We start from the raw sequence: 24,517 nt of genomic DNA, 5'->3' as shown, positions 1-24,517 counted from the left end.
AGCCCTTTGTCAACAATCTAAAAAGACGCTTTTCAGCGTCTTTTTAGTCTTTAAATTCCAATTCTTCTTGTCCCTCTTCTTCGGTTGCTTTCACTCCGTTTGTATCCAAACCGTAGTGTTCTCTGATTTGTTCTTGAATCATGAGAAGGATATCTTTGTTTTCTTTAAGGAACTGTTTCGCATTTTCACGGCCTTGTCCAAGACGTTCCTCTTGGTAAGAATACCAAGCTCCGCTCTTTTGTACGATATCTAGTTCGCTTCCAAGGTCGATGATTTCTCCCTCTTTTGAGATCCCTTCACCATACATGATGTCTACTTCCGCAATACGGAATGGCGGTGCAACCTTGTTTTTCACAACTTTAATTCTTGTTTTATTTCCCATAATGTCATTGCCTTGTTTCAGCTGTTCAGCACGGCGCACTTCTAAACGAACAGATGAATAGAACTTCAGAGCACGTCCACCAGGCGTTGTTTCAGGGTTACCGAACATGACCCCTACTTTTTCACGAATTTGGTTAATAAAGATGGCAATTGTTTTCGATTTGTTGATAGCACCTGATAGTTTACGAAGTGCTTGAGACATCAAACGGGCTTGAAGACCAACGTGTGAATCACCCATGTCTCCTTCAATCTCTGCTTTTGGTACAAGAGCAGCTACTGAGTCAATGACAACAATATCAACTGCACCACTGCGGACAAGTGCCTCTGCAATTTCAAGTGCTTGTTCTCCTGTATCCGGCTGAGAAAGTAACAGCTCATCAATATTGACACCTAGTTTTTGAGCATAAACTGGATCTAGTGCATGCTCTGCATCGATGAATGCTGCTTGTCCTCCCTGCTGCTGAACCTCAGCAATTGCATGAAGTGCCACTGTCGTTTTACCAGAACTCTCTGGACCGTATACTTCAATAATACGACCGCGAGGATATCCACCTATTCCAAGCGCAGTATCAAGTGCTAACGAACCACTAGGTACTGTTGAAATACGTGTATCTGTTTGCTCTCCTAGTTTCATAATAGAGCCTTTACCAAACTGTTTTTCTATTTGTTTAAGAGCCATATCTAAGGCTGCTTGACGATCACTCATTCTATTGTTTCCTCCTTTATCAATTCCACTATCTATACTATACCTTGTTTTACGTCATTTGCCAAGAAAAAAACGAACACATATTCGATTTTTTCTTGGCAGATCTTTTAAGAAAAGAGCTGTTTCTATTAGAAAAAACAGTCTTTTATAAAGGAGTAAACCTAACAAAAAACAAAATTAACTCTCTTTTAATAATTTGAGCAAGTGATGCAGACCATATTTCACAGCGCGTTTTCGAATGCCTGATCGACTGCCTGTAAACATCCATTCAAACACGTCTTTCTGACCTTTAGTGGATAGCCCAATGAACACTTTTCCGACAGGCTGTCCTTCTTGGCTAGCAGGTCCTGCCACACCAGTGAAGCTAATACCGATATCGCTTCCTGTCAGCTTTCTAATGCCCTCAGCGAGCTCTAAAGCGCACTCTTTGCTGACAGCGCCATGAGAAGACAACGTTGCCTCCCGGCAGCCAAGCACCTGCTGCTTCACTTGATTGGTATAACAAACCACACTTCCGTTAAAAATCGATGATGCCCCTTCGAGATCTGTCAGCCATTCGGAGAACATGCCGCCAGTCAGACTTTCAGCGGCTGCTACTGTTTTCCCGTGTTCGTGCAAGGCCTTGGAAACTTCACGGACAAGAGATGTATCTCCATATCCGTAGAAGTACTCGCCTACCCGATCTAAAATTTGCGCTTCCGTTTCTTTTAACAGGCGCTCCGTTTCTTTTTCATCCTCGTGCTTGGCTGTGAGCCTTAGTGTCACTTCACCGTCAGCTGCAAGCGGTGCAATCGTCGGATTGGTCTGAGCATCGATTAAATCTTCAAGGTCTGTTTCAAGCTGTGATTCACCGATTCCGAAGAAACGCAACACAACAGACACGATTTTTTCTTTTAAGCCAAGTTTCTCAGAAATCAGCGGCTTCGCCTCGTTTTCAAACATCGGGTGCAGTTCACTTGGTGGTCCAGGAAGCAGAATATAAAACGTATCTTCTTCTTGAATAAACATACCTGGTGCCATCCCGAACCGGTTCACCAGCACATCAGATCCTTCTAGAACGAGTGCCTGCTTACGGTTGTTCGGTGACATGTCACGTCCGGTCTTTCGAAAGTAGTCTTGAATCGATTCAAATGCTTCTTCATTTAGCACAAGCTCTTTTCCGAGCGTATTTGCAATGGTTTCTTTTGTTAAATCATCTTTTGTTGGTCCAAGACCGCCTGAGAATATAATAAAATTAGATCTTTCCTGCGCTACTTGAATGGCTTGTTTTAAACGCTCTGGATTGTCACCAACTGCTGTGTGGTAATAAACGTTCACACCAATTTCAGCTAGCTGTTTGCTGATGAATTGTGCATTCGTATTCGTAATTTGCCCTAGCAAAAGTTCGGAACCGACTGCAATAATTTCTGCTTTTCTCTCTGACTTCAAAGCGTACACGTCCTTTGTTAGTTAGAATTCTTTAAAGCTTCCCAGTTTTTCGCAAAGTAATCCCAGCCTGAGACAACAGTGAAGAACACCGCTACCCACATCGCAAGATCACCGAACGGGAATGATACAAGTTCAAACGGCAGGTTATGCAATAGAAGTGCCGAAATCGCAATGATTTGCGCCCATGTTTTCACTTTTCCAAGCATATTGGCCGCTACCACTTCACCGCCTCCGGCTAATACGAGCCTTAGACCTGTTACAGCAAATTCACGGCTAATGATGACAATGGCCATCCATGCCGGCGTGAGGTGATATTGAACAAGTATAATTAAAGCAGCTGAAACAAGCAATTTATCTGCAAGCGGATCTAAAAATTTACCAAAATTCGTCACTAAATTGAACTTACGTGCGTAGTAACCATCAATCCAATCGGTTGTCGAAGCCACAATAAACAAGATCGCTCCGACAAGGTGAGTCACTTCAATGCTGACATCACCAAAGCGTGCAACACCCCAGTCAAAAGGTGCAAGCATAATGATCATAAAAACAGGGATCAAGGCGATCCGAGAAAGAGTAATTTTATTCGGTAAGTTAAACATGAAATCCAATCCTCCAATAAAGCAATTTTTTATGTATATAATAGTAGGAACAAAAGAAAAGTCATCTACTTGCTTAAGATGACTTTTCCTTTCCTTTATTCACAATCACAATGTTTTGTGTCATCGTGTCTTTAGGGTCTAATTCGTACTTAAGTGTCTCGTCATTGACCTTGATGTCAATTCCAGTCGCATTCCCGAGACGGATATCGATCTGGGAGAGCTCCGACAGGTCTGTTTTAAACGATTCGCCATCTTTCAGTTCACCCATCTTCAGCACTTTTCCAGATTCGTCTCTCACGCGCAGCCATGAAGCTTGCGAGGCAGAAATGGTTAACTCCATCTCATCTGCACCTGACACTTCATATGTTGTCGTGGATCCTTCTGTATTCGTGGCCTTCAAAGAAACAGCTTCATCGTCTTTTGATGAATCATCCTTTGATGAATCGTCTTTTTTAGATGTATTTTCTTTATCATCTGACGAGGCTTTTTCTTTTTTCTTTTGATCCTTTGCGAGTGATGAATCCTCAGACACTTCGTATTTTGATTCTGATTTCTGAGGAGCTGTCTGATTATTCTTCTGTCCGCTATCCTGATTGACCGCTTGCACGATCACATATATAATGGCGATCACCACAAGGATGCCTCCAATGATTAAGATCGTCGGCAATAGCTCCAGCACCTTCGAGGCAGGTTTTGGCAGCTCTCTCTGCGGTTTAATATTTGATAATTTATCAGATACTTCATCGTTATACGTGCTTGGTACATCTTTACGAAATTCTTCGAACAATTGTTCAGGATTTAGTCCAACGGCTTCGGCATATTGTTTAATAAACGCTCTGACGTAAAATTTACCTGGAATAATATCATAGTTTCCTTGTTCGATTGCTAGCAAATAGCGCTTTTGGATTTTGGTCGCCGCCTGAAGGTCCTCCAGCGACATCCCTTTTTCCTCTCTGGCCTCAACGAGCCGTTTTCCCAATTCAGTCAAAACAAACACCTACCATTACCATATTAAAAATCGAAGCCGGAAAAACCAGAATGATCAAATACTTGTGGTTCTTCAGCGTGCTCGTATGTAATTTCTTCGTCTACACTATTGCGCAGTTCAATGATATAGTCGAAATCATCCATTGTATATTCTGAATTTTGAATAAAGATGTCTGGATGCTCGACCACTTTTGTTGCAGGCAGTCTCATAATTTCTCTTAAAAGCTGTAAGTGTTTCTCAGAACCTCTTCTTGTCGACACAATTCCATCAATAATAAAGACGTTATCTGGGCTGTATTCATCAGCAATCAGCTGACTGCGGATGGTCTGTTTCAAAAGAGTAGACGATACAAACAGCCATCTTTTGCTTGCACATACACTTGAAGCAACAATTGATTCTGTTTTTCCAACACGCGGCATTCCGCGAATCCCAATCAATTTATGTCCTTCTTTTTTAAATAGTTCAGCCATAAAATCAACAAGAAGACCGAGCTCGTCCCTTTCGAAACGGAACGTCTTTTTGTCATCAGCATCCCGCTGGATGTATCGTCCATGACGAACAGCTAAACGGTCACGAAGTTTTGGCTGCCTTAATTTTGTTACTTTTATCGTTTCCATTGTATTTAAAATTGATTCAAGGCGCTTAATTTGATCTGTGTGGTCACAGCGCAAAAGCATTCCGCGTCTTGATACATCAACACCATTAATTGTCACAATATTAATTGAAAGCATCCCCATTAGAGAAGAAATGTCTCCTAAAAGTCCGGGACGGTTTACATGTATCTCATATTCAAAATACCATTCGAGCTTTGCCAAATGATATTACCCCCTTCATTGTGGCAAAATTTTACCTTCCTTTATCATAAAGCATTTTCACATTTTTAGAAAGCACAATGTTGCTAAACGGTTAAAATAAAAAGAGAGGCACAAACGACCCCTCTTTTTGTTTAGTGTGAGCTATTATTTTCTACTAGCTTGACCATCATGTTTGCAATGGCGCGCTGCTCATCTTCTGATGCAACGCTCCAAAGGTCAGCAAGCACTCTTTCCTGCTCGTTCTTTGCATCCACTTCGTTCGCTAGATATCCGCCAATTTCATACGCAAGGTTGTTGATTGTGTCATCTGATAAACCTTTATCCTGCGCATGATTTAAACGGTCACCTAAAAAATTTTTCCAATGGTCCCAGCTCTCAAGTACAGACATGTCGATTCCTCCATTCGAAAAGATGAATTACAGCCATAGCTTTTGTCATGGAGAGACGAATTATACACGTTTTTTAACAGTACCAGCCGCCATTCACGGATAAAATTTGACCCGTCATATAACTTGACTGCTTTGAGGCGAGAAACCAAATGACATCTGCGATCTCCTCGGGTGCTGCAAGCCGGCCGAGTGGAATCTCTTCTTTAAGCATCGCAATGTCTTCTTGTGTGAAGCTTTGCATCATGTCAGTCTGAACAGCACCGGGCGAGACGGCATTTGCTCTAATTCCACTTGGGGCAAGCTCTTTTGCGAGTCCCTTAATGAAGGCATTTTGTGCACCCTTGACCATGCTGTACAGCACTTCACACGATGCGCCCGTTTCTCCCCAGATGGAGCTAACCGCAATGATATGACCTGCTTTTTTTTGAATCATTGCAGGCAAAAGGGATTGGGTGAGCTCATATGGACTTGTGACATGAAGCTGCACCATGCTGGCTAGAACTTCCTTTTCTGTATCTGTCACTAAACCGACATGGCTCTTACCGCTATTCAAAACAAGTATATCTGGAAATAACGGCAGACACCTGACAAGCTCATCTGCTCCGCCTGTTTTAGCTAAATCTGCACGAACGATGTGCGTCTCTATTTCATATGTCTCTTCCAGATGAGCGGAGAGACGCATGGCTGCCTGTTCATTTTGATGATAATGAAGCATCAAGTGGCAGCCTTCTTGGGCAAGCTTTTTGGCTGCCGCCTGCCCAATCCCTCCACTGGCACCAGTAATAAGCGCCCAACGACTCATACATTGTTCCTACTTTCTTTATGAAATACCTATTCTTTTCGTTTAAATGGGAACCAGTTTGCGGCTCCGAACAATTTGACCATAACAGGTACGAACAATGGTAGCACAATGAGTGCATACAGTAAAAGTCCTGTTAGGACAAGTGTTGCAATCTGTAAAAGTGACAGCACACCAGAAGGCAGCATCGCTGCAAATGTTCCTGCCAAAATAACGGCAGCAGACATGATGACAGATCCCATATTCTTCATTGATTCGGTCATTGCAAACTGAATGTCTTTTGTTTTGTATTCATTGAACCGTTCCATTAAGAAAATCGAATAATCGACTCCCAGCGCCATCAATATGACAAAGCCAAAGAATGGAACAGCCCAGTTGATGCCCGGATATCCGAAGAATTGGGTGAAAATAAATTCCGTTACACCTATTGCTGTAAAGTAAGTCAAAATGAGTGAACCAACCAAGTAAAGCGGCATGACAATCGACCGGAACAGGATCACCAGGATGAGGAAAATACCGATCATCATGTAAAGAACTGTTTTATTGAAATCTTGGTCTGACAGCTGTTTTAAATCAGCGTTCATACTTGATACACCTGAAACGCCGAATGATGCATCTTTTAGGTTCGTTTCAGGAAGTGCCCGCTCGACAGAAGCTTCCACTTGCTTAATCGTCGACAAGGCTTCATTGCCATATGGATTTTTTTCTAAAATGACATCAATCTTTGTCATTTTGCGGTCATCCGACATATATGAATCAAATACTTGCTTGAATGCTTTATTTTTCAGCACGTCTTTTGGGATAAACCAACCGGCCATGTCTTGATCTGGTGCATTTTTCAGTTCGTCTAAGTAGTCACCTGCACCCATTAACCCGCTTGAAATTTTCTCAAGTCCATCTACACTTTTGTTCAGGCCATCTGTCAGCTTGGTCAGGTTATCACCAAAGCCGCCAATCTTTTCTTTCATTTGTTTTTGACCATCAATCACTTGCCCAGCTCCATTTACAAGCTTTGGCATATTATCAGCTAACTGTCCTTGACCTTTAGACGTTTGATCCAGTCCAGTTTCAATTGCGTCTAAGCCAGCAATGAGCTCATCGATTTGACTCGTCAAGACTTTTTGCTGCTCTGAAGCTTTTGCGATAAAGGCATCCGCTGCTTCAAGCTGTTTTTTGGCTTCTTTAGCTTGTTTGGCATAGCTGTCTGCCTGTTTCGCCCCTTCTTGCAAGGTCGTAGAAAGTTCATTATATGAAGCTTTAATGGCTTGATACGATTGATTTTCTTTTACCTGCGGAATTTGTTTTTCGAGTGTACTAAATTGTTTATTTGCTTGTGTGATTAATGCTTTTACATCCGCTGCGGCAGAGGATGACGTATCCACTTGCGCTAATGCTGCCTTTAATTCTTTGGAAATGCTTTTGTATAGTGATACTTGTTGATTCACTTGTGCAACTTGAGCCATTAATTCCTTTTTCGCACCTTTGATTTTCTCTTTAATGGCTGCTACACCTTTTTTGTTTTGATCGATTCCGCTTTGCAAATCTTTTAACGATTTTTCGACGTTTTGAATGCCTGTTTGCACTGATTCTGTACCAGAAATCAATTTGTTAATGCCTTTTCCAGATGATTTGATTTGCGGCGTTTGATCCTCAATGGATTTACTCATTGTCGTCAGTGCATCTTGGATTTTTTTCAAGCCTTCATTACTTTTATCAAGTCCGGTATTTAGCTCTTTGGCTTGTGATTTCACGTATAGATCACTCAGCCCTTTACCGACAGGACGTGTCGCACTTCTCACTTTACTTACGCCATCTGTTTGTTCAATTGCACGGCTGAGCTTTTCAACGGCAATCAGCCCTTTATTGTTGTCTAACAGATCAGATGATTTCACCACAACCGTTGCCGGGAGTGCTTCCCCTGGTCCAAATTTGTCAGAAATCGTATTGAACGCATTGACGGATTCATATTTATTACCGATTTCATCAAGATTGTTATAGGAAAGAGTTCCTTTATACATAAGAATTGGCGGAAGTGTGATGATCCCTACGATTAATAAACTAAAAAGCGGTTTCTTAAATGAAAAACGACCTGCTGTTTCCCATATTTTCGATTGCGGGTGGGCGATATCACCTTTAATCGGCCAAAACAACACTTTCCCTAAAACAGCCATGAAAAATGGAACAACGGTAAGTAGTGCCAAGATTAACACGGCGACCCCAACAGCGACTGCAACAGCTGATTTATAAAGCTGGAATTGCGCTAAACCAATACAAGTGAAGCCAATCAGCACAGCAATACCACTGAATAAAACCGTCTTCCCTGCTGTTTTATACGTTGTAATAATCGCTTCAATTTTATCCTTTCCATGTGAAAGCTCTTCTTTAAACCGGCTTAGGAGTAAAATACAATAGTCCGTTCCAATCCCAAACATGATCGCGACCATAAAGATCTGGGTAAAGGTTGAAAGCGGAAAGTCTAGATATTTGACTAAGTAAGCTACGATCGATTGACTGACTAAGTAAGAAAGTGCCACTGAGACTAACGGAACGAGTGGTGCCACCGCTGACCTAAAGACAAGTACAAGAACGACTAAAATAAACCCGATCGTAATGAACTCCGTTTTTTTCAGGCCTTCCTGGGAGCTTGTGAGAACATCATCATCGATTAACGGCTGCCCTGTCATTTCAAATTTTAGGTTCAGGCTCTTTAGCTTTTCATTGACTCTTTCTTTAAAATCGGATGCTTTGATTTTACTTGAGTCGTATGTAACTGGAACAAGGAGCGTCGTTTGATCTTTAGAGAGCATTTGTTTTTTGATATCTTTGTTCGCTTCAAAATAAGAAGTGATGTCTTCTACGTGGAGATCTTTATCCTTTTCTAAAATCTCCATTGCCTTTTTTAAAGATGTTTCTCTTTCTTTGACAATGTTCTTTTCTTGAAAAACAATGACGATTGATTTTTCCGTATCTCCGCTATCAGACATTTTCTTTAATAGCTGATCGGCATATGAGGACGGATACCCATCCGGAACAGAAATTTGCCCTTTTTCTTTTGTTAATTGCGCCATATTAGGAGCGGTGATAAGTAACACTGCCGCTAATGCGACCCAAAGGATCGTGATAAGCCATCTACCCTTTATGATTGCTCTCATTATTACTTTGTGCCTCCTCTTCGATGATAATCTGATAAATCTTTTCATATGTTTGAATAAATGATTCCATTTCTTTTTCTTCCAGCTTTTCAAAATAAGATCGAACTAGATCCTGAAGCTGCTTTTCCATTCGGCTGACGACATCTTTGCCCTCTGGCGTGACGTACAGGTGCACATTTCTTCTATCAGCTTGATCGTGCTCACGAACAATATAGTTCTTTGTAAATAGACGGTTCGTCATTGATGTCACAGCACTTTTATTCACATTACATACATAAGCTAGGTCCGTTGATGTACACCCTGGATGTAAATTGATGTATCGAAGCGAGTAATACTGATCAAGGGTAAGCTCTTTATCAAGCTTTTCTGTGATCATACTCGATACTTTTTTCTCCATCATGAGATAAACGTCTGCATACCTCTGAATGAGCTGTGCAATTTTATTTTGTTCCATACGCTGCTCCTTTTAGTTTAAGTGTTTAACTATTAAAGAGTTTAACTAATGACCAAAACAATTGTCAATCATTATCCTCACAAATCAAGCGCTTTCTTCGATTAGACATAAAAAAGACAAACTCCTTTGACCTGAGTTTGTCTTTTTTCATTTATTTTGTTTTCGGGACGACTTTGAAAACAGACATCCGCTCTTCATCAATTTCTTCCTCTAATATCTGCTGAATATCTGTTAATTGGATTTGCTCGAGCACTGGCACGACATCAAATAAGCTCATATCCAAGAACGCATATCTCGTGAATTGATTGGCAATGTATTCTGGAGAGTTCATGGCTTTTAAAAAGCTGCCAATTTTTTTCTTACGCGCGAGCTCGATTTTTTCTTCTGTGATCAGGCTCTTTGCTTGAAGAAGGGTTTCTTTTAATTGTTTTGCCAGTTGATCAGGATCGTTTGTATCCCCGCCAACTGAAGTAAAACCAAAGCCGCCCTCTTCTGTATAATCGTAGCTGAATGTCTCATCAATCAAGCCTTTTTCGTACATCCGCTCATATTGTAAGGAGCTTTTGCCAAACAATGTCTCTAAAATTAGATTCATTCCAAGCTCATGCTTTAGAAGCTGTTTGCCTTTTTTATGCGGGTTTTTTGTTTTCAAACCGAACATACATTTAGAGCCTTGTACGTTCATTTTAAGTTCGTATTCTTTTCGATACACGCTTTCAGGCTCATTGATTTCTTTTCTCTTGATCTCAGGCTGGTCTGTAAACGGTTTTTTCGCCTGATTCGCTCTTACTTGATCTAATATTTGCTTCGGATCAACAGGACCGACAACAAAAAGGAGCATATTGCTTGGGTGATAGAACGTTTCGTAGCATTCATACAAATGATCTTTTGTAATAGGAGCAATGCTCTCTACTGTTCCAGCAATATCAATTCTCACCGGATGTTCTTGATAAAGATTTTCAATCAGGCCAAAGAATAAACGCCAGTCCGGATTGTCATCATACATATTAATTTCTTGACCAATGATGCCCTTTTCTTTTTCGACCGTTTTTTCGGTAAAATAAGGCTCTTGCACAAAATCAATGAGTGTCTCAAGGTTTTGTTCGACATTTGCGGTACTTGAAAATAAATAGGCCGTTCTCGTAAACGTTGTAAAAGCGTTTGCGGCTGCTCCTTGTTTACTAAATGTATGAAACACATCACCATCTTCTTTTTCAAACAGTTTATGCTCTAAGAAATGGGCAATTCCGTCAGGCACACGGATCATGTCTTCTTTGCCAAGCGGCACAAATTCGTTATCGACAGAGCCATACTTTGTTGTAAAGGTCGCATATGTTTTATTAAACCCTTGCTTCGGCAGCACATAGACGTCTAGTCCGCTGTCCATTTTTTCATGATACACCGTCTCTTGCAGCTGATCGAATTGAATTGTTTTCACCGTCATGAAGCACCCTCCGTTCCTTTAAGAAAATAGGTCGTATCCCATTCGATTTTCTGCCCTACTTTAATGATGTCCTCTTTGGTCACTCGGTCTAACGCTTCTAAAAAGGAATCAAGGGTCTCACCTGTTGGCACGACTGCATGCTGATACAAATATTCCGCTGTCCCATAAGACGTATCAATTGTTTCCAGCAACTGATTTTTGACGACAGCCTTTGTTTGATCAATCGCTTCATCTGAAAAATCGCCTTTTTGCATCGCATCAAATTGTTCTTTAATGATGTCTACTGCCTGCTGGTAGTTGCCGACTTCAATACCTGACATGACCATCATCAAGCCTTTAAAGCTCTCAAGTCTAGACACAGCGTAGTACGCAAGACTTGCTTTTTCCCGAACATTGATGAATAGCTTGGAATGCGAAAAGCCGCCGAATATGCCATTAAACAAATGCAACGCGGGATAATCTTCATCTGCAATCGTTGTATGCGTGCGAAAGCCAATATTCAGCTTTCCTTGTTTTACGTCTTCTTCATCAATGACTTCGTTTGGTTCTTTTTGTGACCTTGATGATTCGGCGCTTTGTTTGACCGGCTCTCTCTCACTTGTTTTGAAGTATTGCGAGACCATTCGATTGATGTCTTGTTCGTCAACATCTCCCACAACATAGAGATCAAGCTGATTTGATTGAAGCGCATGCTCGTATGCTTCAAAGAGCGTGTTTGCTGTAATATTCTCGATATCTTCCATTTCACCATTGACGTGCAGTGCATATGGTTCACCTTTACACATTTCCTGCACAAGTCTTAAGTTCGAATAACGCATTTTGTCATCATACACTGCCTGGATTCGCTGTTTTAATGTACGTTTTTCTTGCTCTACATATAAATGACTAAACACCCCATTTTCAACGTGCGGGTGAAATAATAGGTCAGACAGCAATGCAATCCCTTTTTCTAGTAAAGGTGTTTGATCTTTTAAATATTTTTCATTCGCCATTTCGAGGCGGAATGTAATGATGTGATTCTCTCCTTTTTTCGCCATGTCAGCCGAAACTGTTGCACCATAGAGCTCATCAAAATAAGCGCGCAATTCTCCTGTTTTCGGCATTTTTTCTGTTCCTCTTAACAGCACATGCGGGAAAAGGGATCGCATGGTGACGTCATCTTTTGATAGAGGCGCAAGCATTTTAAAAAGGATCGTCACTGTTTTAAATTTTTCTGTTTTGACAATATGAGTATGAAGACCGGGTGTACCAAATGTCTTCTCTTGTAAGTACGTCATGAGAAACCTCCTTTGTTCATCCTATTTATTATGTATTAGAACATAGCTGATATATACGTGAAACAGCCATTTAATAGTCATTATATCAATCAGAGGAAAGGATAGGAAATAAAAACGCCTCTGCTATTAGCAGAGACGCTTGGCGTTATTTCATTCTAAAAGGCCACCAATTCCATTTACCGAAAATACGAACCATGACCGGTATAAAGAGCGGTAGAACAACAAAAGCATATAATAATAGTCCAATGAGTACGACCGTTGCAATTTCAACAAGTGATAACACACCCGATGGCAGCATAGCGGCAAAGGTCCCCGCTAAAATGGCAACTGCTGAAATAATGACTGAGCCCATATTTCTCATCGCTGAGATCATTGATGCTTGAACATGCTCTCCCTTCCATTCATTAAAACGATCCATGAGGAAGATCGAATAATCAATGCCGAGTGTGACAAGAATGACAAAGCTGAAAAATGGAACAGCCCAGCTTACACCGTCGTAGCCAAAGAATGTTTTAAAGATCCATTCTGTTAAACCGATGGATGTAAAATACGTTAAAATAAGTGAAAGTGTTAAGTATATCGGCATGACGATTGACCGTAATAATAAAATTAAAATAAAGAAGATGCCAATTAACATGAAAATTACCGTTCTGATAAAGTCACCGTCAGACGTTTCCTTTAAGTCAACATTTAAGCTTGAGATACCGGATACACCGTAATTGGCATTTTTCAGTCCACTTACAGGTAAATATTGATCAAGGGTGTCCTCGATTTTGGCTACACCTTTCATCGCTTCATTACTGTATGGATTCACGTTTAAAATGACTTCAAAGGTCGTTAATTTACGATCTGGAGACATATACGTATCGAATATTCTCTTAAACTCTTGGCGTTTTAATATTTCTTTCGGGATAAACCAGCCCGTTACTTCTTCATCTGGCGCTTGCTGAAGCTGCTTTAAGTAGCTGTCAGCCTCGGTGAAGCCGCTTTTGACTTGCTCAAGCCCTGAAATACTTTCATCTAAACCATCTGTTAATAATGTCAGTTTTGATGATAACTGGTTAAAGCCTTTTTTGATGGCTTTTTGGCCACCTGTCAGCTGATCTGCGCCATCTTCGATTTTAGGCATTTCTTTGATTAATTGTTTTTGCCCTTCATTTGTTTGATCAAGACCATCATAAATTTCATCCAGCCCTGTCATTAGCGCTTGTACTTGACGCTTTACTTGTTTTTGCTTGCTTGATAAGGTTTGAATCACTTGATCTGCTTTCTTGATCTTTTGTTTAAAGGCAGATGCTTCATCTTCATATAAGCTCATTTGATCTCCAGCTTGATCAAGCATTCCTTTCGTGTCTTTGAATACTTTTTTGATTTCCTTATATTCATCCATATCTTTTACTTCTGGAAGCCGATTTTCAAGTGCTTCAAATGATAGATTCTCATAGGATTGTTTTACTTTCTTAATGGTTGTCATCAGCTGCTGATTCGATTTCGCATGACGTTCCAGCGTACTCACCACTCGTTCAAGCTCTTGAATCATGACTTCACTGCTGCGATATTCTTGTTCTAATTCTTTTTTCGCTTCTTTGATTTTACTTCGAATGGTGCCTACGCCATCTTTACTGCGCCTGACCCCATCTTCTAAAGAAATCAGGGATTTCCTTACTTCTCCGATACCGTTTTTGATGGCTTTTGTACCATCAATCAGCTGGTCAATACCTTTAGCAGATTCTTCAATTTTTGGTTTTTGTTTGAGAAGGGCTAGGTTTGTTTCGGTCAAGCCATCAGAAATTTTCCCGATTCCTTCATGACCTTTCCCAAGTTCTCCTCCCAGCTCTTTCGCTTGAGAGGTGACGTACAGCTGACTTAACCCGTCTCCAACAGGACGAGTGACACTGCGAACTGCTTTTACTTCCTCAATGTCATATAATTTACGGGTCAGTTTTTCAATCAAGACAATATTTTCTTGATTATCTAGCTTATTGTCACTTTCGACTAGTACATTCAGCGGCAGCGCTTCGCCAAAGCCAAATTGCTCTGATATCGTATTAAATGCAGACACTGACTCATACTTTGTCCCAATCTCATTTAAACTGTTGTAAGAAAGGGTGCCGTCATACATCAGGATAGGAGGTACAGTGATAAGTGCGACTAAACCTAAGCTAATCAGCGGCCTTTTGAATGAAAAGCGCCCAGCCCATTCCCACAGCTTACTTTGGGGATGCCGGATGTTTTCTCTTTTAGATGGCCAGAAAAGGGATTTTCCAAAGACGGTCATAAAAAAAGGAACAATCGTGACAAGGGCAATTAGCAGGATGCCAACCCCTACGGCAACACTGACGGCTGATTGATACAATTGGAATTTAGCAAAACCAATACTTGAGAAGCCGACCAACACAGCTAAGCCACTGAAAAATACCGTTTTTCCTGCACATTGATACGTGATGATAATCGACTCTTTGACATCACGTCCCTGACCAATCTCCTCTTTAAAACGGCTTAAAAGCAATATACAGTAATCCGTTCCTATACCGAACATAATGGCTACCATAAAAATCTGAGTAAAATTAGATAGAGGAAATTGCGTATATTCTACTAGAAAAGCCACAATACACCGACTGACGGCGTAAGAAATGCCGATCGTAATGAGCGGAACAACAGGTGCCAATATTGATCTGAATACAATGATTAAAATAAAGAAAATAAAAATCATCGTAATAAGTTCAGTTTTCTTCAGACCTTGTTGAGAGCTTTTAATAACATCTGAATCCACAAATTTTTGACCCGTCATTTCATATGAGACGTCGTAGGGCTTTAAAACTTCCTTAATTTGTTCTTTAATCTTCACAGCTTTTGTTTCGTAGTGGTCGAATTTGAATGGAACAAGAAGTGTACTTTTATCCTTTGATAAAAGTTGTTTTTGAATGTCCGGATCTACATGAAAGTATGAAGTAATTCCGTCAATGTGGAGTTCTGGGGCATGTGTCATGAGTGCAGCTAAAGCCTTTTTTAATTCCTGCTCTTTCGCAGGGAACAGATGTTGTTCGGAGAATACAATCACACCAGTATCTTTTTTCCCGTTATGATCTGATAGCTTATCCAATAAGTGAAGTGCCTCAGCTGTTGGTGTCCCCTCCGGAACCTTTAATTGCCCTTTTTCTCTTGTTAATTCCTCTAAATCGGGCGCAGTAATAAACAGAATAACAGCTGTTATCATCCACACCATTAATACAATCCATCTTGCTTTAATAATTTGCAACATAGCTGCTTCAAGCTCCTTCTAGTTCATCAATCAATTTGCTGTATTTGAGCGTGTCTGAAGTGCTGACTTCGTCTCCTTCAACGTGCTAATGGCAGGATGACCTATTCAATTGTCCTTTCGTGTTGAAGAAACACATATCCATCATCAGCCACGAGCTCAATTTCTGCCTAAAGAAAGACAGAAAATGAATGTTTTCCACACCTCCTATTTGGGATAATTTAAAAGATATTACTATACATTAGTTTAACTATCAAAATTTTACATGTCAATTTATAAAAAAGAAAAAAGATGGCAAAATAGCATCTTTTTTCTACGTTTAAACCGTTTTCAATTGTTCACTTTCATCCTTTTCATCTGGCTGGATGAAAAAGAGCACCAAAAATAATGAAATGAGACTGCAAATAGTCGAGAGAATAAAAACGATTGAGTCTCCTTTATCCATGAGATAGGCGTAAATCGGAGGTCCTAAAGCGACACCGATAAACCGCATGCTGCTATAAAATGACGTAATGGTCCCGCACTGCTCTTTTTCAATTCCTTCTGTAATCAGCGCATCTAGTGCAGGAAGAACAATACCAATCCCCACTCCGCCAATGCTTAAACAGATAAATAAGACGTAAAAACTGTGATTCCACCATAAAAAAAGATAGGAAATTGATAAAAGGGCCATGCCTACGATTAGAAAGATTCTCATTTTCCCCTTTTCTTTTCCGATCGTTTTCCCAGCAATGTAGGAACTTATCGATAAAAAAAGGAGCGGTATACTAAGCAGCAGCCCTTTTTTGACCCCCTTTATTTGATACGCCGCCTCTAGGTTATCGGATAAGTAAAAGAGCACACCAAAAAGAAGAAACATAATAAAACCGCCAATAGCAAAAATGGCATAAAGCCAGCGTCCCTCATGCTTGAAAATGGTCTTTGTTGATTTTAAAAATTCTTTAAAAGTAGGCGGGTCCTCCTCTTTCTTCGCAGTCTCGACCATAAACAGTACCATGAGAAAGCTTATGATCGAAAAGAACGGAATGAACCAAAACGGCACAAACCAAAACCATAAAGCAAGAAGTGCCCCAATAATAGGACTTAGTACCTTTCCAGCTGTATTAGAGGTTTCAATGGCTCCAAGCCCCGCACTGACCTCTTCATCATCATGAAACAAATCTCCTATAAACGGCATGACGACAGGTGCCGCTCCAGCTGAGCCAACACCTTGAAGGACCCTGCCAAACAGAATCCACATGTAGGGTTCTTTCATGATGGTTGAGGCAACAGCTGCCACAGCTCCCCCAAGTCCTGCAATTAAGAGGCACGGCAGGAGCACCTTTTTCCGCCCAATCCGGTCAGATAAATAACCGGCAATAGGAATACATAAGATCGCCACAACGGAGTATACCGTAATAATGAGTGAGACTTGAAAGGAAGTAATCGAGAGTTTCTTTTCTATCTCAGGCAATACTGGTATTAACATCGAATTCCCAAGCGTCATGATTAGAGGCACTGATGATAATGCAATAATATTCTTTTTACTGACTGTTTTCTCGCCCAACATCATTCACCCAATTCTATATACTGTTACATATTAGTGTGGCAAGTTTTATGGGTTTTATGTATGGACAAACAAAAAGCAACCGCCTATGGAAGAGCGACCGCTTAGTTAAAATCGTTTACGTATGACATGAAAGCTGAATTTATCCGCTCGAAAGTAATTGAGTGAGTATAAGACCGGCTGATCATCCTGATCATAGTGCATTTGTTTCAGTAATAGTAACGCCGTTTCAGGATCACATTCTAGTATCGGTGAGACCTGATCGTGATAGCCAATTGGTTCGATGTCAGCAACTGCATATTTAATCCCGCTGTGTGGTTCTCTTCCAAACAGCTCAAAAAGTGACTCTTCTTCATGAGTAAAAGAAGCAGGGAGATGCTTGACCGGAATCTTATCTAAACAATAGACGACTGGCTGTCCATCTGCCGTTCGAACCCGTTCCATTGAAAAAATCTCATCAGATTCATCACACTGAAAACGAATGACATCATTCTCTGTCGGCTCCCCTTCTTGCGAAGATAAAAAGATGGTACCTGGGGTCATATTGACCTGCTCAATCATTTTCGTGACACTTGTCAGCTGTTCAATACCTGTTGAAAAGAGCGGCCTTGAATTGACAAAAGTCCCCACACCATGCCTTCTAATTAAATACTTCTCTTCTTCTAATATACGAAGGGCTTCACGCAGTGTCGCTCTGCTCACGCCTAAAAGCTTTGAGAGCTCAAACTCTGAAGGCAGCTTTTCTTTTTCCGCATATACGCCTGTTTGAATATCTTCTTTAATACGGTCAATCACTTTCAAATATAAATGGCGATTGTCTGTTTTGGTCGACATGTTTTCCCTCCGTCTAATCAATGCAAATGATAAGATGAGAAATCTCTATTCCGAGATAAGATGAACATAACTATATCATGTTTTTGTAAATAAATAAATAGTCTGACATCCAGTTAACATAATCATTATACCGTTGACTTTGTTTTAGGAAAGCTCTCTTCTATTTATGAAGAGAGCTCGTCATATTGTTCTTTTGAGAGCAGAACTTCTCTCGGTTTACTTCCTTCATATGGGCCTACAACCCCTCGCTCTTCCATTGCGTCAATCAGACGTGCCGCTCGTGTATAACCGATGCGGAATCTTCTTTGAAGCATAGAGACAGAAGCTGTCTGCATGCCGATGATGAGTTCCACTGCTTCATCATATAGATCATCTTCGACAGCTGCAAGCTGATCCTGCGTTTCTTCAGTTGGAATCATTTCTTCTTGATATTGCGCTTTTTGCTGGGTGATGACATGATCAACGACATGTTCCACTTCTTCATCTGATAAAAAGGCGCCTTGCACACGAACCGGCTTATTTGCTCCAACAGGTAAAAACAGCATATCCCCTCTGCCGAGCAGTTTTTCTGCGCCTCCCATATCAAGGATCGTCCTTGAATCTGTTTGGGAGGATACACTAAAGGCGATACGGGATGGGATATTGGCTTTAATGACACCTGTAATGACATCAACAGAAGGTCTTTGTGTGGCGATAATTAAATGAATCCCGGCAGCACGAGCCATTTGAGAAAGTCTTGTAATGGAATCTTCCACATCAGAGGAAGCAACCATCATTAAATCTGCAAGCTCGTCTACAATGACGACAATATAAGGAAGTTCTGGCTGCTTTGCCTCTTCTGATTGATTCATTCGTTTAATGTAATCATTGTATCCTTCAATATTCCTTGTCCCTGTATGAGAAAACAATTCATAGCGGCGCTCCATTTCACTGACTACTTTTTTGAGTGCCTGTGAGGCTTTCTTTGGATCCGTTACAACTGGAGCCAAAAGATGCGGAATGCCATTATAAACATTTAATTCAACCATTTTAGGATCAATCATCATCATCTTCACTTCATGAGGTTTCGCTCTCATGAGAATACTTGTGATAATGCCATTGATACATACACTTTTTCCGCTTCCAGTCGAGCCTGCTACAAGCAAATGCGGCATTTTGTTCATTTCAGCGAGCACGGCTTCACCTGAAATATTTCGACCAAGTCCAATGAGCAGTTTTGCATTTGGACGGTCATTTTGCTTCGATTCTAAGACCTCTTTTAAAGAAACCATGGCAATTTCTGCATTAGGAACTTCTATCCCGATGGCTGATTTTCCAGGAATCGGCGCTTCAATCCGAATGTCTTTTGCTGCTAGGGCAAGGGCTAAATCATCACTTAAGTTCACAATCTTACTTACCTTGACGCCGACATCTGGGTATACTTCATATTTGGTCACAGCCGGCCCTAAATGAACCTGAGTGACTTTCGCCTTTACACCAAAGCTTTGAAACGTTTTTTCAAGCTTCCTTGCATTTTCGTAAATATTTTTCTTATCTGTTTGCTGGCCTGAATGCTGCGGCTCTGCCAAAATATCAAGAGACGGCAATTCGTAATCTTTGTTTTCCAGTTCAGTAAACGTCATAGGCGGAGCTTCTTTTGGTTCATCAGCCGTACCTTGAGATGGTGCACTTTGCACGGACTCTTGAAGCGGTTCTGAGTCTTTTATTACCTGCTCTTTTTGAACCGGCGGGGTGAGAATGTCATCCCTGTCTGCAAAGCTTGAAATAATGGGCTGACTATTGTCAGAAGCCGGTGTTTCCTCCTCGATCAAGATATGATCATCTTCGTCATCTTCTTGAATGCGTGAACGCTTTTTCTTTTCACCTGTTTTCTGAGCGGGTGCGCTCTTTTTCGCCTGCCTGATCCCCTTCATATCTTGAACAAACGCCTTCCACTGCTTCACCATAAATTGTGATACAGGGAGTGTCACTTTTTTGACCATTTCTTGCAGTGATCGATTTGTGATCAGAACAATTCCAATCAGCATGAGAACGATCGCCATGATTTGAGAGCCTGCTTGTGCAAATAAGAAATACGAAGCAGCAAATAATACGGCACCGATCATGCCGCCTCCTAAATCAGGTGACCCAGTCTCACCTTTCATGTCCATTAAGAAAAGTTCAAACGTATTTCTGATCACACTTTGAGAGCCTATGACTCCTGCAGATGACAGGTGCTGAAAAAGCTTCACATGTGACAAAAGCAAGATACTTGCAATGATGCAGTATAGACCTACTTTTCTTCTTGTCAACATATCTGGGATTTGTTTTTTCCAAAAGATCGTCACACCAAAAAGAAATAATCCGATAAGGCAGAGAATAAACCATTCACCTGCAAAGAATCGGAATAGATGTACAAAGGTTTGTCCAACAACACCTAGCTGTAAAATGGCAATGATCGCTATGGCAATAAAGACTAACCCATTTAATTCATATTTCAGTTTTAGCTGTTTATTTTGTTTTTTTCTCGTTTTACGTTTCCTCTTTTTAGCCATACTCATCACCTTACTACGAAAGAAAATATAACCTACCGAAAGATCAGAAAGAAAGCAGCCTGGTTTTGGCTGCATCTTGTTGTAAGTTTTCCCTTTATTATAGCATAGAATCATTCATATGAGTCGGTTTGATTGGTGCCTAAATGTAACTTCAATCGCTTGCCTGGTGCAAGCTCTTGATTCAAAAAGTCCATTGGATTGGTGCTCATCACTTGAACAATTTCTGCTTCATCTTCTTTCATTTCAACCATCACTGGCACGCCTTGAATGTTCACCTGCTGTAGTTTGCGGTCTCCTTGATCCTCAGCGTAAATGGCTTCATAGGGCATAGGTGTATATAAAATCATTGGATCAGCCCCTCATTTTGAGCTGCCTTGTCTCCAATGAGTTCGTTCAACTTTTTAATCGCCTGTCCAACGCCGCCTACTTCATTCATGAGTCCATATTCTGCTGCCTCATGACCAACAACATTTGTTCCAATGTCTCTTGTCAAATTGCCTTTTGAAAACATGAGTTCTTTAAACTTCTCTTCTGTAATGTCTGAGTGGCTTGTGACAAAATTAATGACTCTTTCCTGCATTTTATCTAAGTATTCAAAGGTTTGCGGGACACCAATCACAAGACCGGTTAAACGCACAGGATGAATGGTCATAGTGGCTGTTTCTGCAATATAGGAATAGTCACACGATACAGCGATTGGGACACCAATTGAGTGGCCGCCGCCGAGCACAATCGATACAGTCGGTTTCGATAGTGACGCCAGCATTTCTGCAATGGCTAGACCCGCTTCTACATCGCCGCCCACTGTGTTTAAGATGATTAAAAGCCCTTCGATTTTTGGGTTTTGTTCAACTGCTACGATTTGCGGAATGACATGTTCGTATTTGGTTGTTTTATTTTGTGGAGGAAGCTGCATGTGACCTTCAATTTGTCCAATAATGGTGAGGCAATGTATATTTGTATCCTGTGGCAACTGCGGTACTGCTGTTTCACCAAGCTGCTGTATTTTGCTCATAATGCTATCTTTTTCTTCTGGCTTTCGCTCAGGCTGCTGTTCATTCTTTTCGTCCATTTGTCTCCATCCTTTCCTAAAAACTCTCTTCCTATTATGAACAAGAAGGTCGTATTCCATCCGCATTCCTAACGCCACATCAAAAAAGCCCAAAGAGCTTGGGCTCCTTGGGCTTTCTCATCACACTTCCATAATAATTGGAATGATCATCGGCTTACGTTTTGTTTTTTCATATAGGAATTGATTTAATACATCGCGCATGGATTGTTTCAGTGTTGACCATTCAACAATAGAGTTTTCCGTTTGCTCTTTGACAATTCCTTTTACCATCTCTGTTGCTTTCACAATCAGCTCTTCGGATTCTCTTACATAAACAAATCCTCTTGTGATGATTTCAGGTCCAGAAATTAATTGTTTCTTTTGTTTATCGAGCGTAATGACCACAATTAAGATCCCATCTTGAGACAGTAGGCGTCTATCGCGTAAAACAATGTTACCGATATCTCCAACGCCAAGACCATCAATCAAAATGTTACCTTGGTGAACTTTTTCGCCGATCTTTACGTTCTGTCCTCTGAATTCAACAACATCCCCTTTATCAATCAAGAAAATGTCACTGCGTTTCATTCCCACTTCTTCAGCAATACGAGAATGTGCTTTTTGCATACGATATTCGCCATTCACTGGAATTAAATACTTTGGCTTTAGTAAGTTCAGCATCAGTTTTAACTCTTCTTGACAGCCATGTCCAGATACATGTACACGCTTTTGAGCAAAAATGACCTGTGCTCCGCTTCTTGTGAGGAAATCAACTGTTTTTGAATACGTGAGTTCTTGTCCAGGAAGAGGTGTAGACGCAATCACAACGGTATCACCTTTTTCAATATGAAGCTGTTTGTGATTTTGTTTGGCCATTTTTGTTAAAGCAGCAAGAGGCTCTCCATGGCTTCCAGCCGTCAGAATGACCACATCGTTTTTCGCCATTTTCTTCACTTCTTGAACTGGCACAAATAATTCTTCGTCTGCTGTGACATAACCAAGCTTGATTGCCAGCTGAAGAGTTGTCATCATATTCTTTCCTGCTACTGCAAGCTTACGGCCATTTTGAATGGTTGCATTAATGATCTGCTGTACACGGTTAATATTTGATGAAGATACAGCGACTATCACACGATTCTCAGCATTGTACATCGCATTTGAGATTTCATCTTGGACGATCGCCTCAGACGGTGTATAGCCTGGTTTTTCAGCATTCACACTATCTGAAAGAAGTGCTAAAACGCCATTGTTTCCAATTTTCGCAATCTCTCCGATGTCACAGGCTTGGTTAAGCGCTGGGGTTTGATCAAATTTAAAATCACCTGTGCATACGATTGAACCAAGAGAGGTTTTGAAGCTGATCCCGACCGAATCAGGAATACTATGATTCGTTCTAAAGAATGATACTTTTGTTGTTTCAAATGTAATGACCGATTTCGCATGTACCTCGCGCAAATCAGCTTTTTGATTGAAGCCATATTGCTTTAATTTTTCTCGAAGTAACGCAAGGGTCAGCTTCGTTCCGTAGACTGGTACAGACAATTTACTCAAGGCATGGAATACGCCTCCGATTGCCTCATCATGTCCGTGGGTAAGAAAAATTGCTTTCACCCGATCAGCTCGTTCAGTTAAATAAGAGATATCAGGAATAACCACGTCAATGCCCAGCATTTCGTTTTCTGGATGCATTAAACCTGCATCTACAACATATATGTCTGAATCAATTTCAATGACATATAAGTTTTTCCCGATTTCTCCAACGCCTCCCAGTGCAATAATTCTTACGTTCTCTGTATTTTTCTTTTTCAAAATTCTTATCCTCCTAGTCTCAAGCCCGTCCATCATCGCTTAATGCTATTATAACTGAATCTAATTTTAGAAAACAAGATGAAGTCACATTTTAAGAAAGTGTTTATGTATAAAAAACGGTCATACTCAGGGGCATCTGAGAATGACCGCTTACGAAATTATTTGTTTTGATCAGCTATTTAATACGCCGCTCAAATCCAGTCTCTCTTCTTCTGACAAAGGCAAAAGCGGGAGACGAACAGATCCGACATCTAGTCCTTTCAGCTGAAGGGCTGTTTTGACAGGCGTTGGATTTGGCGCTGAGAAAAGCTGTTTCATGATTGGAAGCAGCTTTTGATGGATCAATGCTGCATTGGCTGTTTGACCTGAAGCATAGCTTTTAAGCATTTGCTGCATATCAAGTCCAACGATATGAGACGCCACAGAGACGACTCCTGTTGCACCAACAGCTACAGCAGGAAGTGTTAAGCTGTCGTCACCTGAATATACGTCGAAGTCTTCTGGCGTCTCTGCAATGATTTTTGTCATGGCATCTAGATCGCCGCTTGCTTCTTTGATCGCGACAATATTTGGTATTTGTGCTAGCTTAATCGTTGTTTCTGGTGCTAATGAAGCAACCGTTCTTCCTGGTACATTGTAAAGCATGACAGGAAGAGATGTAGACTCGGCAATTGCTTTAAAGTGTGCATACATGCCTTCCTGTGATGGCTTGTTGTAGTAAGGTACGACAAGCATCACTGCATCAACGCCCGCTTCTTCTGCTTTTTTCGTTAGTTTAATAGACGCATTTGTGTTATTACTGCCTGTTCCTGCAATGATTTTACAACGACCATTTGCTAATTTCACCGATTGCTGAAAAAGAGCGACCTTTTCTTCAGTCGATAAAGTTGGCGATTCGCCTGTTGTACCTGCAACGACTAAAGAGTCACTGCCGTTTTTTAACAAGTAATCAATGAGAATTGATAACTTTTGGAAATCAATGTTGCCCTTTTTATCAAAAGGTGTAATCATAGCTGTTGCGATATTTCCGAAATTCATTTTTTTCACCTCAT

The 24,517-nt window shown here is 40.8% G+C and carries 19 protein-coding genes; all 19 read right to left on the bottom strand.

What is annotated here, in order from left to right:
- Window positions 1-43: 43 nt before the first annotated feature.
- Complete coding sequence (gene recA / locus ACYH0L_RS08275) at window positions 44-1,087, bottom strand: recombinase RecA (RefSeq protein WP_099725781.1); 1,044 nt, start codon at window positions 1,085-1,087, stop codon at window positions 44-46.
- A gap of 177 nt (window positions 1,088-1,264) precedes the next feature.
- On the bottom strand, window positions 1,265-2,515 hold the full coding sequence (locus ACYH0L_RS08270; RefSeq protein WP_327925257.1) for a competence/damage-inducible protein A: 1,251 nt from the start codon (window positions 2,513-2,515) through the stop codon (window positions 1,265-1,267).
- 17 nt (window positions 2,516-2,532) lie between these two features.
- Window positions 2,533-3,114 (bottom strand): CDP-diacylglycerol--glycerol-3-phosphate 3-phosphatidyltransferase, encoded by a 582-nt coding sequence (gene pgsA / locus ACYH0L_RS08265; protein WP_099725783.1) that lies wholly within the window; start codon window positions 3,112-3,114, stop codon window positions 2,533-2,535.
- Window positions 3,115-3,187: 73 nt separating this feature from the next.
- The gene (locus ACYH0L_RS08260; RefSeq protein ID WP_327925258.1) at window positions 3,188-4,102 is read right to left on the bottom strand and encodes a helix-turn-helix domain-containing protein; all 915 of its coding nucleotides are present in this window, start codon (window positions 4,100-4,102) and stop codon (window positions 3,188-3,190) included.
- Between the two features lie 23 nt (window positions 4,103-4,125).
- Window positions 4,126-4,917, bottom strand: coding sequence for a DUF3388 domain-containing protein (locus ACYH0L_RS08255; RefSeq protein WP_482354451.1), 792 nt, complete (start codon window positions 4,915-4,917; stop codon window positions 4,126-4,128).
- A gap of 131 nt (window positions 4,918-5,048) precedes the next feature.
- Window positions 5,049-5,306, bottom strand: a complete 258-nt coding sequence (locus ACYH0L_RS08250; protein WP_034317570.1) for a DUF3243 domain-containing protein — start codon at window positions 5,304-5,306, stop codon at window positions 5,049-5,051.
- A gap of 73 nt (window positions 5,307-5,379) precedes the next feature.
- Window positions 5,380-6,108, bottom strand: coding sequence for an elongation factor P 5-aminopentanone reductase (ymfI, locus tag ACYH0L_RS08245; protein ID WP_249704915.1), 729 nt, complete (start codon window positions 6,106-6,108; stop codon window positions 5,380-5,382).
- Between the two features lie 29 nt (window positions 6,109-6,137).
- On the bottom strand, window positions 6,138-9,257 hold the full coding sequence (locus tag ACYH0L_RS08240) for an MMPL family transporter (RefSeq protein ID WP_099725787.1): 3,120 nt from the start codon (window positions 9,255-9,257) through the stop codon (window positions 6,138-6,140).
- On the bottom strand, window positions 9,235-9,711 hold the full coding sequence (locus ACYH0L_RS08235; RefSeq protein WP_099725788.1) for a MarR family winged helix-turn-helix transcriptional regulator: 477 nt from the start codon (window positions 9,709-9,711) through the stop codon (window positions 9,235-9,237). Before ACYH0L_RS08235 ends, ACYH0L_RS08240 begins: the two co-directional genes overlap by 23 nt.
- A gap of 151 nt (window positions 9,712-9,862) precedes the next feature.
- A complete protein-coding gene (yfmH, locus tag ACYH0L_RS08230; protein ID WP_099725789.1) occupies window positions 9,863-11,155 on the bottom strand; it encodes an EF-P 5-aminopentanol modification-associated protein YfmH in 1,293 nt (430 codons plus the stop codon).
- The gene (gene yfmF / locus ACYH0L_RS08225; RefSeq protein ID WP_327925260.1) at window positions 11,152-12,432 is read right to left on the bottom strand and encodes an EF-P 5-aminopentanol modification-associated protein YfmF; all 1,281 of its coding nucleotides are present in this window, start codon (window positions 12,430-12,432) and stop codon (window positions 11,152-11,154) included. Before yfmF ends, yfmH begins: the two co-directional genes overlap by 4 nt.
- A 145-nt stretch (window positions 12,433-12,577) precedes the next feature.
- Window positions 12,578-15,694, bottom strand: coding sequence for an MMPL family transporter (locus ACYH0L_RS08220; protein ID WP_327925261.1), 3,117 nt, complete (start codon window positions 15,692-15,694; stop codon window positions 12,578-12,580).
- A 316-nt stretch (window positions 15,695-16,010) separates the two neighbouring features.
- Window positions 16,011-17,240, bottom strand: a complete 1,230-nt coding sequence (gene bcbE / locus ACYH0L_RS08215) for a bacillibactin exporter BcbE (protein ID WP_230030529.1) — start codon at window positions 17,238-17,240, stop codon at window positions 16,011-16,013.
- 105 nt (window positions 17,241-17,345) lie between these two features.
- On the bottom strand, window positions 17,346-18,071 hold the full coding sequence (locus ACYH0L_RS08210) for a GntR family transcriptional regulator (RefSeq protein WP_099725793.1): 726 nt from the start codon (window positions 18,069-18,071) through the stop codon (window positions 17,346-17,348).
- A gap of 164 nt (window positions 18,072-18,235) precedes the next feature.
- Window positions 18,236-20,605: an FtsK/SpoIIIE family DNA translocase gene (locus ACYH0L_RS08205; protein ID WP_142353648.1), complete on the bottom strand. Its 2,370-nt coding sequence runs from the start codon at window positions 20,603-20,605 to the stop codon at window positions 18,236-18,238.
- 110 nt (window positions 20,606-20,715) lie between these two features.
- Window positions 20,716-20,952 (bottom strand): YlzJ-like family protein, encoded by a 237-nt coding sequence (locus tag ACYH0L_RS08200; RefSeq protein WP_034317598.1) that lies wholly within the window; start codon window positions 20,950-20,952, stop codon window positions 20,716-20,718.
- On the bottom strand, window positions 20,949-21,677 hold the full coding sequence (locus ACYH0L_RS08195) for a ClpP family protease (protein ID WP_230030173.1): 729 nt from the start codon (window positions 21,675-21,677) through the stop codon (window positions 20,949-20,951). The genes ACYH0L_RS08200 and ACYH0L_RS08195 overlap by 4 nt, the downstream gene beginning before the upstream one ends.
- Window positions 21,678-21,797: 120 nt before the next feature.
- Complete coding sequence (rnjB, locus tag ACYH0L_RS08190) at window positions 21,798-23,465, bottom strand: ribonuclease J2 (RefSeq protein ID WP_099725795.1); 1,668 nt, start codon at window positions 23,463-23,465, stop codon at window positions 21,798-21,800.
- Window positions 23,466-23,636: 171 nt separating this feature from the next.
- Window positions 23,637-24,503: a 4-hydroxy-tetrahydrodipicolinate synthase gene (gene dapA / locus ACYH0L_RS08185; RefSeq protein ID WP_099725997.1), complete on the bottom strand. Its 867-nt coding sequence runs from the start codon at window positions 24,501-24,503 to the stop codon at window positions 23,637-23,639.
- Window positions 24,504-24,517 lie beyond the last annotated feature (14 nt).

The organism is Bacillus sp. MC1252, from assembly GCF_056838025.1.
The sequence above is the reverse complement of the archived record's forward strand: the minus strand, read 5'-3'. Positions and strand labels throughout refer to the sequence as shown.